14 protein-coding genes and 1 tRNA gene are annotated in these 12,751 nt (G+C 66.1%); 7 read left to right on the forward strand and 8 right to left on the reverse strand.

The window, feature by feature from the left end; translation table 11 throughout:
* Positions 1-14: 14 nt before the first annotated feature.
* The 5 genes from ACZ1JY_RS09075 (at position 15) to ACZ1JY_RS09095 (ending at position 4,867) form a co-directional block, all read left to right on the forward strand.
* Positions 15-728, forward strand: coding sequence for an endonuclease/exonuclease/phosphatase family protein (locus ACZ1JY_RS09075; RefSeq protein ID WP_465129067.1), 714 nt, complete (start codon positions 15-17; stop codon positions 726-728).
* Between the two features lie 196 nt (positions 729-924).
* Positions 925-1,263 (forward strand): P-II family nitrogen regulator, encoded by a 339-nt coding sequence (locus ACZ1JY_RS09080; RefSeq protein WP_039333663.1) that lies wholly within the window; start codon positions 925-927, stop codon positions 1,261-1,263.
* Between the two features lie 35 nt (positions 1,264-1,298).
* Positions 1,299-2,621, forward strand: coding sequence for an ammonium transporter (locus ACZ1JY_RS09085; RefSeq protein ID WP_168905334.1), 1,323 nt, complete (start codon positions 1,299-1,301; stop codon positions 2,619-2,621).
* Positions 2,622-2,816: 195 nt separating this feature from the next.
* Positions 2,817-3,932 carry a histidinol-phosphate transaminase gene (hisC, locus tag ACZ1JY_RS09090; protein WP_465129068.1) on the forward strand — a complete coding sequence of 372 codons (1,116 nt, stop codon included), beginning with the start codon at positions 2,817-2,819 and terminating at the stop codon, positions 3,930-3,932.
* Entirely contained in the window at positions 3,929-4,867 is a 939-nt protein-coding gene (locus ACZ1JY_RS09095; protein WP_465129069.1) for a prephenate/arogenate dehydrogenase family protein, read from the forward strand. Before hisC ends, ACZ1JY_RS09095 begins: the two co-directional genes overlap by 4 nt.
* Positions 4,868-4,870: 3 nt before the next feature.
* On the opposite strand, the gene ACZ1JY_RS09100 is transcribed toward ACZ1JY_RS09095, so the two are convergent.
* From ACZ1JY_RS09100 to ftsE, 6 genes are read right to left on the reverse strand one after another with little or no spacing between them, the layout of a single operon-like run.
* Positions 4,871-5,425, reverse strand: a complete 555-nt coding sequence (locus ACZ1JY_RS09100; protein ID WP_465129070.1) for a hypothetical protein — start codon at positions 5,423-5,425, stop codon at positions 4,871-4,873.
* A gap of 10 nt (positions 5,426-5,435) precedes the next feature.
* Complete coding sequence (locus ACZ1JY_RS09105) at positions 5,436-6,704, reverse strand: NRAMP family divalent metal transporter (RefSeq protein ID WP_465129071.1); 1,269 nt, start codon at positions 6,702-6,704, stop codon at positions 5,436-5,438.
* A complete protein-coding gene (locus tag ACZ1JY_RS09110; RefSeq protein ID WP_370073209.1) occupies positions 6,701-7,399 on the reverse strand; it encodes a lysophospholipid acyltransferase family protein in 699 nt (232 codons plus the stop codon). The genes ACZ1JY_RS09105 and ACZ1JY_RS09110 overlap by 4 nt, the downstream gene beginning before the upstream one ends.
* The gene (locus ACZ1JY_RS09115; RefSeq protein ID WP_465129072.1) at positions 7,396-7,956 is read right to left on the reverse strand and encodes a YdcF family protein; all 561 of its coding nucleotides are present in this window, start codon (positions 7,954-7,956) and stop codon (positions 7,396-7,398) included. The genes ACZ1JY_RS09110 and ACZ1JY_RS09115 overlap by 4 nt, the downstream gene beginning before the upstream one ends.
* Positions 7,953-8,888 (reverse strand): cell division protein FtsX, encoded by a 936-nt coding sequence (locus tag ACZ1JY_RS09120; RefSeq protein ID WP_465129073.1) that lies wholly within the window; start codon positions 8,886-8,888, stop codon positions 7,953-7,955. Before ACZ1JY_RS09120 ends, ACZ1JY_RS09115 begins: the two co-directional genes overlap by 4 nt.
* On the reverse strand, positions 8,885-9,634 hold the full coding sequence (gene ftsE / locus ACZ1JY_RS09125) for a cell division ATP-binding protein FtsE (protein ID WP_118073013.1): 750 nt from the start codon (positions 9,632-9,634) through the stop codon (positions 8,885-8,887). Before ftsE ends, ACZ1JY_RS09120 begins: the two co-directional genes overlap by 4 nt.
* A gap of 148 nt (positions 9,635-9,782) precedes the next feature.
* On the opposite strand from ftsE, the gene ACZ1JY_RS09130 reads away from it, so the two are divergent.
* A complete protein-coding gene (locus tag ACZ1JY_RS09130) occupies positions 9,783-10,643 on the forward strand; it encodes an MJ0042-type zinc finger domain-containing protein (RefSeq protein ID WP_465129074.1) in 861 nt (286 codons plus the stop codon).
* Between the two features lie 131 nt (positions 10,644-10,774).
* Positions 10,775-10,861: transfer RNA gene (locus tag ACZ1JY_RS09135), tRNA-Leu, on the forward strand.
* 211 nt (positions 10,862-11,072) lie between these two features.
* On the opposite strand, the gene ACZ1JY_RS09140 is transcribed toward ACZ1JY_RS09135, so the two are convergent.
* Together ACZ1JY_RS09140 and ACZ1JY_RS09145 are read right to left on the reverse strand one after the other, a co-directional pair.
* A complete protein-coding gene (locus ACZ1JY_RS09140) occupies positions 11,073-11,990 on the reverse strand; it encodes an SDR family NAD(P)-dependent oxidoreductase (protein WP_465129075.1) in 918 nt (305 codons plus the stop codon).
* Between the two features lie 78 nt (positions 11,991-12,068).
* Positions 12,069-12,689, reverse strand: a complete 621-nt coding sequence (locus tag ACZ1JY_RS09145) for a TetR/AcrR family transcriptional regulator (RefSeq protein WP_465129076.1) — start codon at positions 12,687-12,689, stop codon at positions 12,069-12,071.
* Positions 12,690-12,751 lie beyond the last annotated feature (62 nt).

Raw genomic sequence — 12,751 nt, forward strand, 5'->3', positions numbered from 1 at the left:
GGTTGCACGCAGGCGTGAAACTCAAGGTCGCCAGCTACAACATCCACAAGGGCGTGGGGCTTGATGGCCAGCGTGATCCCGACCGGATCATGACGATCCTGCGCGAGATCGATGCCGACGTGATTGCCCTGCAGGAAGCGGACCGCCGCTTTGGCCTGCGCGAGGCGGTGATTCCCCGCGCCACGCTTGACGACCACAGCCCGTGGCGCGCGGTGGAGCCGGGGCACTACGATCGCGCGCGGACGGGAGCGAGCATGGGCTGGCACGGCAATGCCCTGCTGGTACGGCGCGACATCGAGGTGCTGGAGACCTGTGCGGTCCCGCTGCCGACGATCGAGCCGCGCGGCGCCGTCTGCACCACCTTGCGCGTGGGCGGCGCGCTGGTGCGCGTGGTCGGCATGCATCTCGACCTGTCCGGCCTGCGCCGCCGCCAGCAGGTGGAGACGGTGTGCGGCCATGTTTTCGGACATGCCGAATCCGGCCACGTGGTGATGATGGGCGATCTCAACGAATGGTCCCCCTCGGGCGGTGCGCTGGGAGCGTTCGCCGCGCCACTGAAAGTCCTGGCGCCGGGACGGAGCTTTCCTTCGCGCCGGCCCGTGGCCCAGCTTGACCGTATCGTGGTGAGCGATGGGCTTCGGGTAGAGGGCCTGGGCGTGCACCACAGTCCGCTTGCCGCGGTGGGATCGGACCACCTGCCGGTCTGGGCCGATCTCGTCCTGCCTTGAATCTGAGCAGGAAGCATTGCCCAAAAATTAGGCAATGCGCTCTGGCTGCACAAGATTCGGGCGGGCACAACCGCTGCGCGGCCATTTTCGTTCCCGTAAAAGCTTGAATCCGTAAAAATCCGGATTTGGCACGCCCCTTGCTTAACTCCTTTCGCCGGCAGGTCGCCCGGCGAGTGGGCAACAGAAGGGGGCATGAATGAAATTCATCATCGCCATCATCAAGCCGTTCAAGCTCGACGAAGTGCGTGAAGCACTGTCCGGGCTGGGCGTTGCTGGGATGACGGTGTCGGAGGTGAAGGGCTTTGGTCGGCAGAAGGGCCAGACCGAAATCTACCGTGGCGCCGAATACTCGACCAACATGCTGCCGAAGGTGAAGATCGAGGTTGCTGCAAGCGACGATCTTGCGCCGCAGATCGTGGAAACGATCCAGCAGGCTGCCAGCACCGAAGCCATCGGCGACGGCAAGATCTTCGTCCTCGACCTCGCATCGGCGACGCGCATTCGCACCGGTGAAACCGGGGATACCGCGCTTTGAGCGCGCCTTCCATTTCCGACCTTAGGGGAACCAACATGATCCGCAAGATGATCGGTGGCTTGGCGGGAACGGGCGCTTCGCTCTTCGCTGCCACTGCCGCTTTCGCACAGGAGGCGGCCCCTGCCGCCACCGTGGACAAGGGCGATACCGCCTGGATGATGGTCTCGACCATCCTTGTCCTGATGATGATCCTTCCCGGCCTCGCGCTGTTCTACGGCGGCCTGACCCGCACCAAGAACATGATCGCGACGATGACCCAGATCGGCGCCGTCGCGTGTCTCGCGATGCTGATGTGGGTGATGTTCGGCTATGGCCTCGCTTTCGGCCCTGAAGGCAATGCCTTCATCAGCTGGGGCAAGTTCTTCCTCTCGGGCGTCGATGCCTCGAGCCAGGCCGCGACTTTCACGGCCGGCGTGGAAATTCCGGAATACGTGTTCATCTGCTTCCAGATGACCTTTGCCGCGATCACCGTGGCGCTGGTGCTGGGCTCGGTGGTCGAGCGCATGAAGTTCTCGGCCATCATGGTGTTCGCCGCCGTGTGGCTGACGCTGTCCTACTTCCCGATCGCACACATGGTGTGGGCGGCTGGCGGCCTGTTCTTCGACATGGGCGCTCTGGACTTCGCCGGTGGTACGGTCGTGCACATCAACGCCGGTGTCTCGGCTCTGGTAGCCTGCCTTATCCTGGGCAAGCGCATCGGTTTCCAGAAGGAAATCATGGCTCCGCACTCGCTGACGATGACCAGCATCGGCACGGGCCTGCTGTGGGTGGGCTGGTTCGGCTTCAACGCGGGTTCAGCACTCGAAGCCAACGGTTCGGCTGCGCTTGCGATGATCAACACCTTCGTCGCCACCGCCTCTGCCGGCCTGTTCTGGATGCTCGCCGAGCGTGCCGCCGGCCACAAGGGTTCGGCTCTGGGCTTCTGCTCGGGCATCATCGCCGGCCTCGTCGCCGTCACTCCGGCCGCTGGCAACTCGGGTCCGTTCGGCGCGATCGTCCTGGGCGCCGTTGCTTCGATCGTCTGCTTCTACATGGTCACCGTGGTCAAGCCGAAGCTCGGCTATGACGACGCGCTGGACGCCTTCGGCATCCACGGCGTGGGCGGCATCATCGGCGCCATCGGCACCGCGGTTGTCTACGCTCCGTCGCTCGGCGGTCCGGGTGCAGAAGACTACGACATGGGCGCCAAGCTGGTCGTGCAGATCATGGCTGTCGTCACAACGATCGGCTGGGCTTCGGTTGCCACCGTGATCGCGATGTACGTCTCGAAGGCCGTGACCGGTCTGCGGGTCACCGAAGAAGTCGAACGCGAAGGCCTCGACCTCGGTGAGCACGGCGAGCGCGCTTACAACTACTGATTACCTGAATTCCCGAATTGGCGGGGTTGGGGGGAACCAGATCCTCTCCCTCTCATCCCCCCTCCCCCGCCAAACCTTGTTCCTCCTGCGAACAGACTAAGGCCGGAAGCGCTAGCCCGCTTCCGGCCCTTTTTTTGTCCGCAACCGGCGGTTCGCTTGCCCGGAACCCCGGCAGACCCTAAGGCGCGGGGCGTTATGGCAAACGCACCGACTCCGCCCGCTCCTCGGCCCAAAGACTGGATCCTCGGCATCCACGCCTATGTCCCCGGCAAGTCGACCGGCAAGGACGGGCAGAAGCTGACCAAGCTTTCCGCCAACGAGAATCCGCTGGGCACCAGCGCGGCGGCACTGGAAGCGCGCGGCATGGCGGCCCATCCCGCGGCCTACCCAGATCCCGACAGCAAGGACCTGCGCGCCGCCATCGGCGCGGTGCATGGCATCGATCCTGCGCGGATCGTGATGGGCACCGGGTCCGACGAGCTGCTCAACCTCGCCGCGCAGGCCTATGCCGGGCCGGGCGATGAAGTGCTTTACGTGCGCTACGGCTTTTCGGTCTACGACATTGCTGCAAGGCGCTGCGGGGCGGTGCCGGTGGTAGCGCCGGATGCCGATTACGGCACCGACGTCGATGCGCTGCTGGCCTGCGTGACCGAGCGGACGCGGGTGGTGTTCCTTGCCAATCCCAACAATCCCACGGGAAGCTGGCTGCCGCGGGGCGAGATCGAGCGGCTCCATGCAGGGCTGCGCAGCGATGTGCTGCTGGTGCTGGACGGGGCCTATGCCGAGTATCTCGATCCGGCCGACGACGATGGGGCGCTGGAACTTGCCGCGCGCACGCAGAACGTGCTGGTGACGCGGACCTTCTCGAAGATCTACGGCCTTGCCGGCGAGCGTATCGGCTGGGGCACCGGGCACGCCGATATCGTCGACATGCTCAACCGCATTCGCGGGCCGTTCAACCTGTCGAACACCGCGCAGGCAGCGGGCCTCGCGGCGGTGCAGGACCAGGCCTTCGTCGTCGCCTCGCGCGAGCACAACACGGCGGAGCGCGCGCGCTTTGTCGAGAAGCTCGAAGCGCTCGGCAATCATGGCGTGCGGCCGTTGCCGAGCAAGGCGAACTTCGTGCTGATCCTGTTCGAGGGCAAGGTGAGTGCAGAGGATGTCTATCTCGGCCTGATGGACCACGGCTACATCACGCGCTGGTTGCCGGGCCAGGGCCTGCCCCAGGCCCTGCGCATCACCATCGGCACGCGCGCGCAGATGGACGAGATCGCCGAGGCCATCCGCGCGATGTGCGAGGCCGCGAAGTGAGCGACGCGCCGTTCCGGCAGGTCACGATCGTCGGGCTGGGTCTGCTCGGCGGGTCGATCGGCCATGCGGTGCAGGCGTTCTTGCCGGGCACGACGGTGGTCGGCTGGGACGCCGATGCGGGCGTGCGCGCTCAGGCGGCGGAACTCGGGCTGGCGCACCGGATTGCGCAGAGTGCGGAGACGGCGGCGCAAGGGTCCGATCTGGTGATCTTCTGCGTGCCGGTGGGCGCGATGGGCGCGGCGGCGCGGGCGATTGCGCCGGGCCTGTCCCAGGATGCGCTGGTCAGCGATGTCGGTTCATCGAAGGAGACGGTCGCGGCGGCTCTGGCCGAGGCGCTGCCGGGGCATCACGTGATCCCGGCGCACCCGGTGGCGGGGACCGAGCGCAGCGGACCGGACGCCGGCTTCGCCACGCTGTTCCGCAACCGCTGGTGCATCGTCACGCCGCCTGCGGACGCAGACCCGGCGCTCTGGGCGCGGCTGGTGGCGTTCTGGGAGGCGCTGGGCGCGCGGGTCGAGACGATGGACGCCGCGCACCACGACAAGGTGCTGGCCGTGACCAGCCACCTCCCCCACCTGATCGCCTACACCATCGTCGGCACCGCATCGGACCTCGAACAGGTGACGCAGAGCGAGGTGATCAAGTATTCTGCCGGTGGCTTCCGCGACTTCACCCGCATCGCCGCATCGGACCCGACGATGTGGCGCGACGTGTTCCTTTCGAACAAGGACGCGGTGCTGGAAATGCTGCAGCGCTTCACCGAGGACCTGACCGAGTTGCAGAAGGCAATCCGCAAGGGCGATGGCGGCGTGCTGTTCGAGCACTTCACGCGCACCCGCGCAATTCGCCGCGGCATCATCGAAATGGGCCAGGACGATGCGCGGCCCGACTTCGGGCGCAGCGATCACAATGGGCAGAAGGAAAGCTCAGGCTGAACGTCAGCGCTTCTTTCTGTTTGCCGCTTCAAGACGTGCGGAACTCTCGACAGCTTCAGCAAAGATCTCGGGCAGTTGCGGCAGAACCTGCCGTGCCGCTCCTTCGTGTCTCACAGCCAGATCTTCGAACCGGCTTCTGAAACTATAGCCGTCCGGTGTATCGAGAAACGCTGTCAGACTCCGAACCGAGCGTTCATCAATGTATCGGTAAGGCGCGGTGAGTTCCTGAAGCGTCGCATCGTCAGGCGCGCGCACTGCCTTGCGGTATCGGTCCGCCACCTTCAGCAGGAAAACCTCGCGTTGGTTGGGCGTGGCATCACCGTGCTGTTCGCGGAGCCAACTCGCCACGGCGGCGCGCATCTCCGGGTTCGGATCAGCATCCCACGGCGCAAGTTTAGCAATCAGAGTTCCTACTGCTTCGATCTGCTCTGCCGTCGGCGGGATAGGTGGCGGCGTGTTCGCCTTGATTCCATCATGATCAAAGACAGTGAGTGCGGCCACGGCGATAAACAGGCGCGCGAGCTGAGTTTGACGGGCAGAGGCAACGAACCAGTGCATCAGCGGAACCTCAGCCGAACAGGAATAGCAGCGCGACGGCCCACATGGCGGCGGTGGAGAGCCAGCCGCCGACGGCGAGGCGGCGCGAGATGGCGAGGCGGCCCATGATGCGGGGGTTGCGGGCGATCATCATCGTCACGACCATCAGCGGCGGGGCGAGAAGCCCATTGACCACGGCAGCCCAGTAGAGGGCCTTCATCGGATCGATGTCGATCAGGTTGAGCGCGACGCCGCCGAGTGTTGCCAGCGCAATAGCTGCGTAGAAGGCCTTGGCTTCACGCGGGCGGCGGTCAAGCCCTTCGGTCCAGCGGAAGGTTTCGCTGACGGCGTAGGCGGCAGAACCGGCGAGGACCGGCACGGCGAGCAGCCCGGTGCCGATGATGCCCAGTGCGAACAAGGCGAAAGCGAATTCGCCGGCAATGGGGCGCAGCGCAGTAGCGGCCTGTTGCGCCGACTGGATCTCGGTCATGCCGCTGGCGTGCAGCGTGGCGGCGGTGGCCATGACGATCGACAACGCCGTGATGTTCGAGAAGCCCATGCCGGTGAGCGTATCGTTGCGAATGCGGCGCAGTTCAGGCCCAGCCTCGCGCGGGGTGATGCACAGCGGTTTGGCATGGCGGCGGTGGCGCTCTTCCACTTCCTGGCCCGCCTGCCAGAAGAACAGGTAGGGGCTGATCGTGGTCCCGAAGATGGCGACCAGCGCCATGGTGTGGTCCCGGTCGAGCACGAAGCTGGGGACGGTGAGGCCGCGCAGGGCTGCGCCCCAATCGACATCGGCGACCAGCACCACGGCGATGTAGGAGAACAGCGAGAGTGTCGTCCATTTGAGGATGCGGGCGTAGCGTTCGTAGGAGACCAGAACCTCGGCCAGTACGCTCACCACGCCGAACAGCAGCACGTAGATATGCACTGGCCCCGGAACGAGCAACGCAAGTACAGCGCCCATCGCGCCAAGGTCTGCACCAAGGTTGATGACATTGGCGACGAGCAGCAGCGCAACCATCATGCGCAGCAATGCGGGGTGATAGTGGCGGCGCAGGTTATGGGCGATGCCGCGCCCGGTGGTGGCGCCAATGCGCGCGCAGATCGCCTGGATCGAGACGAGCAGAGGCAAGGCGAGGATCATCGACCATGCCAGCGAATAGCCGAACTGCGCGCCGACCTGGCTATAAGTGCCGATGCCGGAGGGATCGTCGTCTGCCGCGCCGGTGATCAGGCCGGGGCCGAGCACTTCGACGAGCGAGCGCTTCCCGTCCTCGCTCGTCACAGGTTCGCTCATGCGTTGAGCGCGTTGATGGCAGCTTCGACGCGGGCTTCGATCTCCTCGCGCTTGAGACCGGGAGGGATCTCCTCGGCGAAGCGATAGCGGATCGTGCCGGGGCGCTTCCAGGTGCGGTGATAGAGCGGGCCGCTATCGACCGCGACCGGGATCACCGGCAGGCCGAGCAGCTTGTAGATCCCGGCAAAGCCTGCCTGCAGATCGCGCCGTGTCCCGTGCGGCACGCGGGTGCCTTCGGGGAAGATGATAAGCGGGCGCCCTTCGGCAATCAGGCGGCGGGCCTCGGTGAGCATGGTGCGCAGGGCGCGTGCGCCCGCCTCACGCTCGACCGAGATCAGGCCGTAACGCGCCCCGGCCTTGCCCCAGCCCGGAATGCTCATCAGTTCGGCCTTGGCGAAGACCACGGGCAGGCGGAACAGCCAGGGCATGTCGATCGCTTCGAAGAAGGCTTCATGGCGGATGGCGTAAAGCACGCCGGGCTTGAACACCGGGTTTTCGAGCTCGACGCGGATGCCGAGCAGGACCCGCGCGCAGAGCCTGTGCCAGCCTGCCCAGCCACGCACGACGGTGCGAAAGCCATCGCGCCAGATCGACATGAGCGCGAGCGAGGCGAGCACGAAGAACACCGAGCCGACATAGAAGGCGATGTAGAACAGCAGGCTGCGGGGAATGGAGAGCAAATCGCGCAAGATCACCAACCGATCGCTTTCGCTCCGAGCCAGACGACCAGGCGCGCAACGTACTTGTTGTATTCGATGAACAGAATGCGGAAGCTGGGCTTGGAGGCCACCGCATCTTCGACGATTATGAGGCTGGTCGGCGCTTCGGCCGCAAGGTCGAAGGCGGCGCGGCGCATGTGCCAGTCGGTCGTGACGAGGCGGACCGAACGCAGCCTGTTTTCCTTGACCCAGCGCGTCGTCTCGACCGCATTGGAGCGGGTATCGACCGCATCGTAGCCGAGCACGATGCAGCACAGCATCAGGCGATCGGGCACCTTGTATTCAGCGGCGAATTCCCGCGGGCGCACTTCACGGTCCACGCCCGACACCAGCAGCTTGATGGCGCGACCGCGCTCCAGCACCTTGAGGGCGTGAGGGATGCGCCCGCCCCCGCCGGTGAGCGCGACGATGCCGTCGGTGCGGACCGGCTCGACTACCGGGCGAGGCAGGAAGACGGCAAACCAGATGAAGCCCAGCGCCCAGGCGATGATGAGCAGAGCCAGCAGCCTGCGGAAGATGCCCCGCTTCGTCACAGCATTCGCCGCAATGCGCTGAGCACGGTCAGGCGCGCGGTGATGACCGCGAGAAGAACGCCGCAGATCGGGATGCAGCAGATTGCGATCCAGTCGCTCCACGCGAGGCCTCCGGCGGCCATCATGCCCGAACCGAGCGCGGCGAACTGGCGACCGAGGAGCCCGGTCACGACCACGCCGAGAAGCAGCCCGCCGATCCCGCCTGCGGCTGCGTCCACCGCCATCGAGCGCTGGAAGATGCGGGCGATCTGCGCGTCGGTGCCGCCGAGCATGTGGACGATCTCGATCGTGCTGCGGTGGTTGCCCAGCGCATTGCGCGAGGCGAGCAGCACGGTCGCGATCGTGGCGAAGGCCAGCAGTGCGATCAAGCCGCCGGCGAGCCACTGCAGCGCATGGACCGCTTCGAACACCGGGGCGAGCCAACTGGCCTGCGCATCGATGCGCGCCGCCGGTGCCTTGCGCCGTACCGCCTGCCCCAAGGCCTTGACCCGTGCGGAATCGGCACTTCCGGCGAGGCGAACATCGATCAGCGCCGGCACGGGCAGGGCGTTCACATCGTCGCCGGCGCTGGTGCCGAGCCATGGCTCGACCAGAGCGTCCAGTTCCTGCTGGGGCACGAGACGCGCCTCGGCAATGCCCGGCGTCGCCTTCAGCACAGCCAGCGCAGCCTGGGCCTGTCGGTCCCTCTCACGCGGGGCGCCGTGGACGATCTGGACAGTGACGCCACCGGCAACATCGGCCCGCGCCGCCCGGGCGGTGTTGCGCAAGGCAAGGCCGCTGGCGGTGGCAACGACAGTCAGCCCGATCATGATCGCGATGACCCATGGCATCGGGCCGGAAAGCTTGCCTTGGGGCAGCAGGCGGCTTTCCGCGCTGGTGCGCTCGCGCCAGTCGCCACCCAAGGCGCTGATGATGGCGGGAAGCACGCTCATGCCCCCAGCACGTCCGGGCGCGGCGGGACGGCAGCGCGGCGCGGCGGATAGCGCAGAGCTCCGGTCGGGTCGGACAGGCGGCCCTTGTCGAGCCGCATGATCAGCGATTCCGGCACTTGCCGGATCAGGTGCACGTCGTGGGTGGCGACGACGACGGTCGTGCCGAGGCGGTTCAAGGCCTCGAACAGACGCAGCAGCTTGACCGCCATTTCGGGATCGACGTTACCGGTCGGCTCGTCGGCCACGAGCATGTCGGGGCGTCCGATCACCGCGCGGGCGATGGCGACGCGCTGCTGCTCACCGCCCGAAAGCGTGGCGGGACGGGCATTGCTGCGATCACCCAGGCCGACCCATTCGAGCATGTCGGAAACGGGCTTGATGATGTCCCGCTCAGGCACGCCGGCCACGCGCAGGGGCAGGGCGACGTTGTCGAAGGCCGAGAGGTGCGGAACGAGGCGGAAGTCCTGGAACACGACGCCGAGGCGGCGGCGGAAGCCAGGCAGGCGTTCGCGCGGCAAAGTGATCGCATCGGTGCCGAACATGCGGATCAGCCCGCGCGAAGGCCGCTGGGCAAGGTAGAGCAGCTTGAGCATGCTGGTCTTGCCCGCGCCCGAAGCCCCGGTGAGGAAGTAGAAGCGCCCGGAATAGAGGGTGAAGCTGACATCGGTCAGCACTTCCTTGCCCGTGCCATAGCGCAGGCCGACGTTGTCGAAATGGACAATCTCCGCGTCGTCTGGCTGGCTCATGAGGTGGAGACTGTACCCGTTTGTTCTGCGCCGATCGTTACGCCCCAAGGGCTATACGCGGCAATCCATGTGGAAAAAAGGCCGGGGATGCGTTTCTTGGGTGGTGTGGCTATTGTTTCCCACGGCACGGCCATGCTTAACCCGGTGAATGATCATTGCGTGCCCAGCCTGCTCGACGCGCTATGTCGTTCCCGACACCGCGATCGGCGTGGACGGCAGGACCGTGCGTTGCGCGCGGTGCCGCCATTCGTGGTTCCAGAACGGGCCTGAGCTGCCCGCGCGTGAGGACGCGTCGCCAGAGCCCGCGCCTGTGGCGGCTGCGCCCGTTGCAGCCGCGCCCGAAACGACTTCCCCCGCGGCGACCACGCCACCCCCGCGCGAAGCACCCCCGGTGCAGGCGGCTCCTGCCGAGCCTGAACCGGATCTGCCGTTCGCACGCGCGCCGCAGTCCGGCGCCGCCATGGGCGAGGCCGAGCTGCCGACGCCCCCGCCTTTGCCCCATGCCGCGCGGCGCAAGTTCGTTCCGGTTGAGGAAGCGGCCGAGCAATCGCCGTTCGAGCACCAGCCGCCGTTCCGTCCGCGGCGCAATCCCACCAAGCTGTGGACCATGGCCGCCGTGGCCTTCGCTGTCACGATCGCGGCCCTCGGCGGGGCGGCGTGGTACTTTGGGGTGCCGCAGTGGATCCCGGGCGTGAACCAGACATTCGGCGCAGGCCCTGCCGATCTGGTCCGCTCCTTCCCGCCGGAAAAGCAGGATCGCCGCCAGTTGCCCAACGGGACCGAATACTTCGGGCTCAGCGGCACGGTGACCAATACCGGCAAGGAAGTGCGCGCCCTGCCCGAGATCCTGATCGTGCTGCGCGATTCGAACGACAAGGTGGTGAAGACCTGGCCGGTGCCGCCGCCTCAGGCCGAACTTGCGCCAGGCGAAAGCGTGACGATCAACGCTGCGGTCACCGACGTGCCCAAATCGGCAAAGGTCGCGGAAATCGGCTGGAAGCCTGATTGATCCGCAGCTGTTTCAGGGCGAGCGCGAAAAATTGCGCGAAGCTTGTTGCGCAGGCCAAACTCCTTTGCTAGGGGCGCGCTCCTACCCCACCACGGGGCGCCGATCACAGGTCGGGCACCCCGTTTGATTTTGCGGTCGTGGCGGAATTGGTAGACGCGCAACGTTGAGGTCGTTGTGGGCGAAAGCCCGTGGAAGTTCGAGTCTTCTCGACCGCACCATCACTCCCGAACAGTGTGATCCTTGCCTTCGGGCACCCTATTTTCGCTTCGGGCGGAAACCTCTTCCTGCGCACTGCGTTGGCCAGGCAGGATGAGACGCATGACCCTTGGCGGGGCGTTGGCCGAAAGGCTGGCGCCCCGCTTTTCTGTTGATGCCGGGGCGTTGACTGGAAGGCTGGTGCCCCGCTTTTCTTTGACCGCTTTTCTGTCGTCAGGTGAGGTCCGATAGAGCGATCTGTTGCCCTTTGGCTGCCGCCTTGTTGGCGGCGCGGCGCAGGCGTTCGATGTGGAGGCGGCCTTCGGGGATGTCTTCCTTGGGCAGAGCGTCGAGCGAGGTGCGGTAGATTTCCTCGAAGTCCTCCGCGAACTCGCCGTGGGTGAGGATCAGGCCGCGGTTCTCGATCATGCCCTGCAGCGTTTTCTGGCCGACCTCGAGCGGGTCCATGCCGAGGTCGAAGGCGGTGCCGAACTGTTCGAGTTCCGCCGCGTCGGCAGGCGCGAAGCCGCTGTCGGCAAAGCCTTCGGGCCGCTTGAGCGCGCTGGTCCAGGCATTGGTGCGGGTCAGGCCGGGGCACATCAGCGACACGCCGATCCCATGCGGCGCAAGGTTGTAGCGCAGGCTCTCGGTCAGCCCGCGCACGGCGAACTTGCTGGCGGTGTAGATGCCGGCCTGCGGGCCCGACAGGTAGGCCGCCATCGACGCGACGTTGACGACATGGCCGCCTTCGCCGTGGGCCTTCATGCCCGGCAGGAACGAGACGAGGCCGTTGACCACGCCGCCGAAATTGACGCCCATGATCCAGTCGTAATCGGCATAGGTCGCCTCGTCGGTCGGCCCGAACACGCTGACGCCGGCATTGTTGACGAGGACATGGATCTTGCCGACCTCGGCTGCGACTTCGGCAAAGCGAGCGCGGTCGGTAACGTCGAGCTGGACGTAGCGCGCCGGTGGCAGGGCGTTGTCAGCCAGACAGCGGGCGGCGTCCTCGCGATCCTGCTCCTTGCGGTAGGTGAGGATGAGGTCCATCCCGGCCAGCGCGAAGGCGCGGGCGATGCCGAAGCCGATGCCGTTCACGCCGCCGGTGATGAAGGCGGTCTTTCCCTGAAATTCGCGCGTCGTGCCAGCCATGTGTCGCTCCTCTTCCGTTTGGCAGGCTAACAATCGCAAGGATCGTCGGCAAGCGTGCGGAGTGAAACGAGCCGCGGCTCAGGCGGGCTTGCCGAGGCCGTGGAGGAAGATGCTGACGCAGGCATGGGCATGGTCGGCGAGCGATGCGTCATCGAAGCGTGCATCGACCCTGTAGAGCTTGCGGCTGACCATGCCGGCGAGCGTCAGATCGAAAAAGGCGAGCGCCGCGCGCTCCGGATCGTCGCACTGAAGCAGCCCGCGTGCGGTCCAGGCGGCGAGTTGCGCGGCGAGCAGGTCGTTGAGCGGCGTCACCGCATGCTGCCGGTAGGTTTCGCCCACTTCGGGAAAGAGATGTCCCTCGGCGATGGCCATGCGGCCGACGAAGATGCTTTCGTCGGTGAGGATCCAGCGCAGGGCGCGAACGCCGAAGCGTTCCAGCCACGCGCGTGGTTCGGCATCTCTGACGTCTGCCATGTCCACCGCGTCGCGCCAGCGTTCGGCGATCCGCGCGACCACCGCCTCGAACAGCGCGCGCTTGGTCTCGAAGTGGCGAAACATGGTCGGCTTGGAACCACCGAAGCGTTCGAGGATGCGGTTGGTGCTGGCGCCGGCAAAGCCCTCGGCCATGAACTCGGCCTGCGCGGCATCGAGAATGCGCGCGCGCACCACTTCCGGATTGCGACTGACCGGGCTTCTCATCGCGACAGCCCGTGATATAAAGAAACCAACTGGTGTATTTGATTCGACATCTGGGGAGAATG

Source organism: Novosphingobium sp. BL-A-41-Hi4B-X5A (assembly GCF_055521705.1).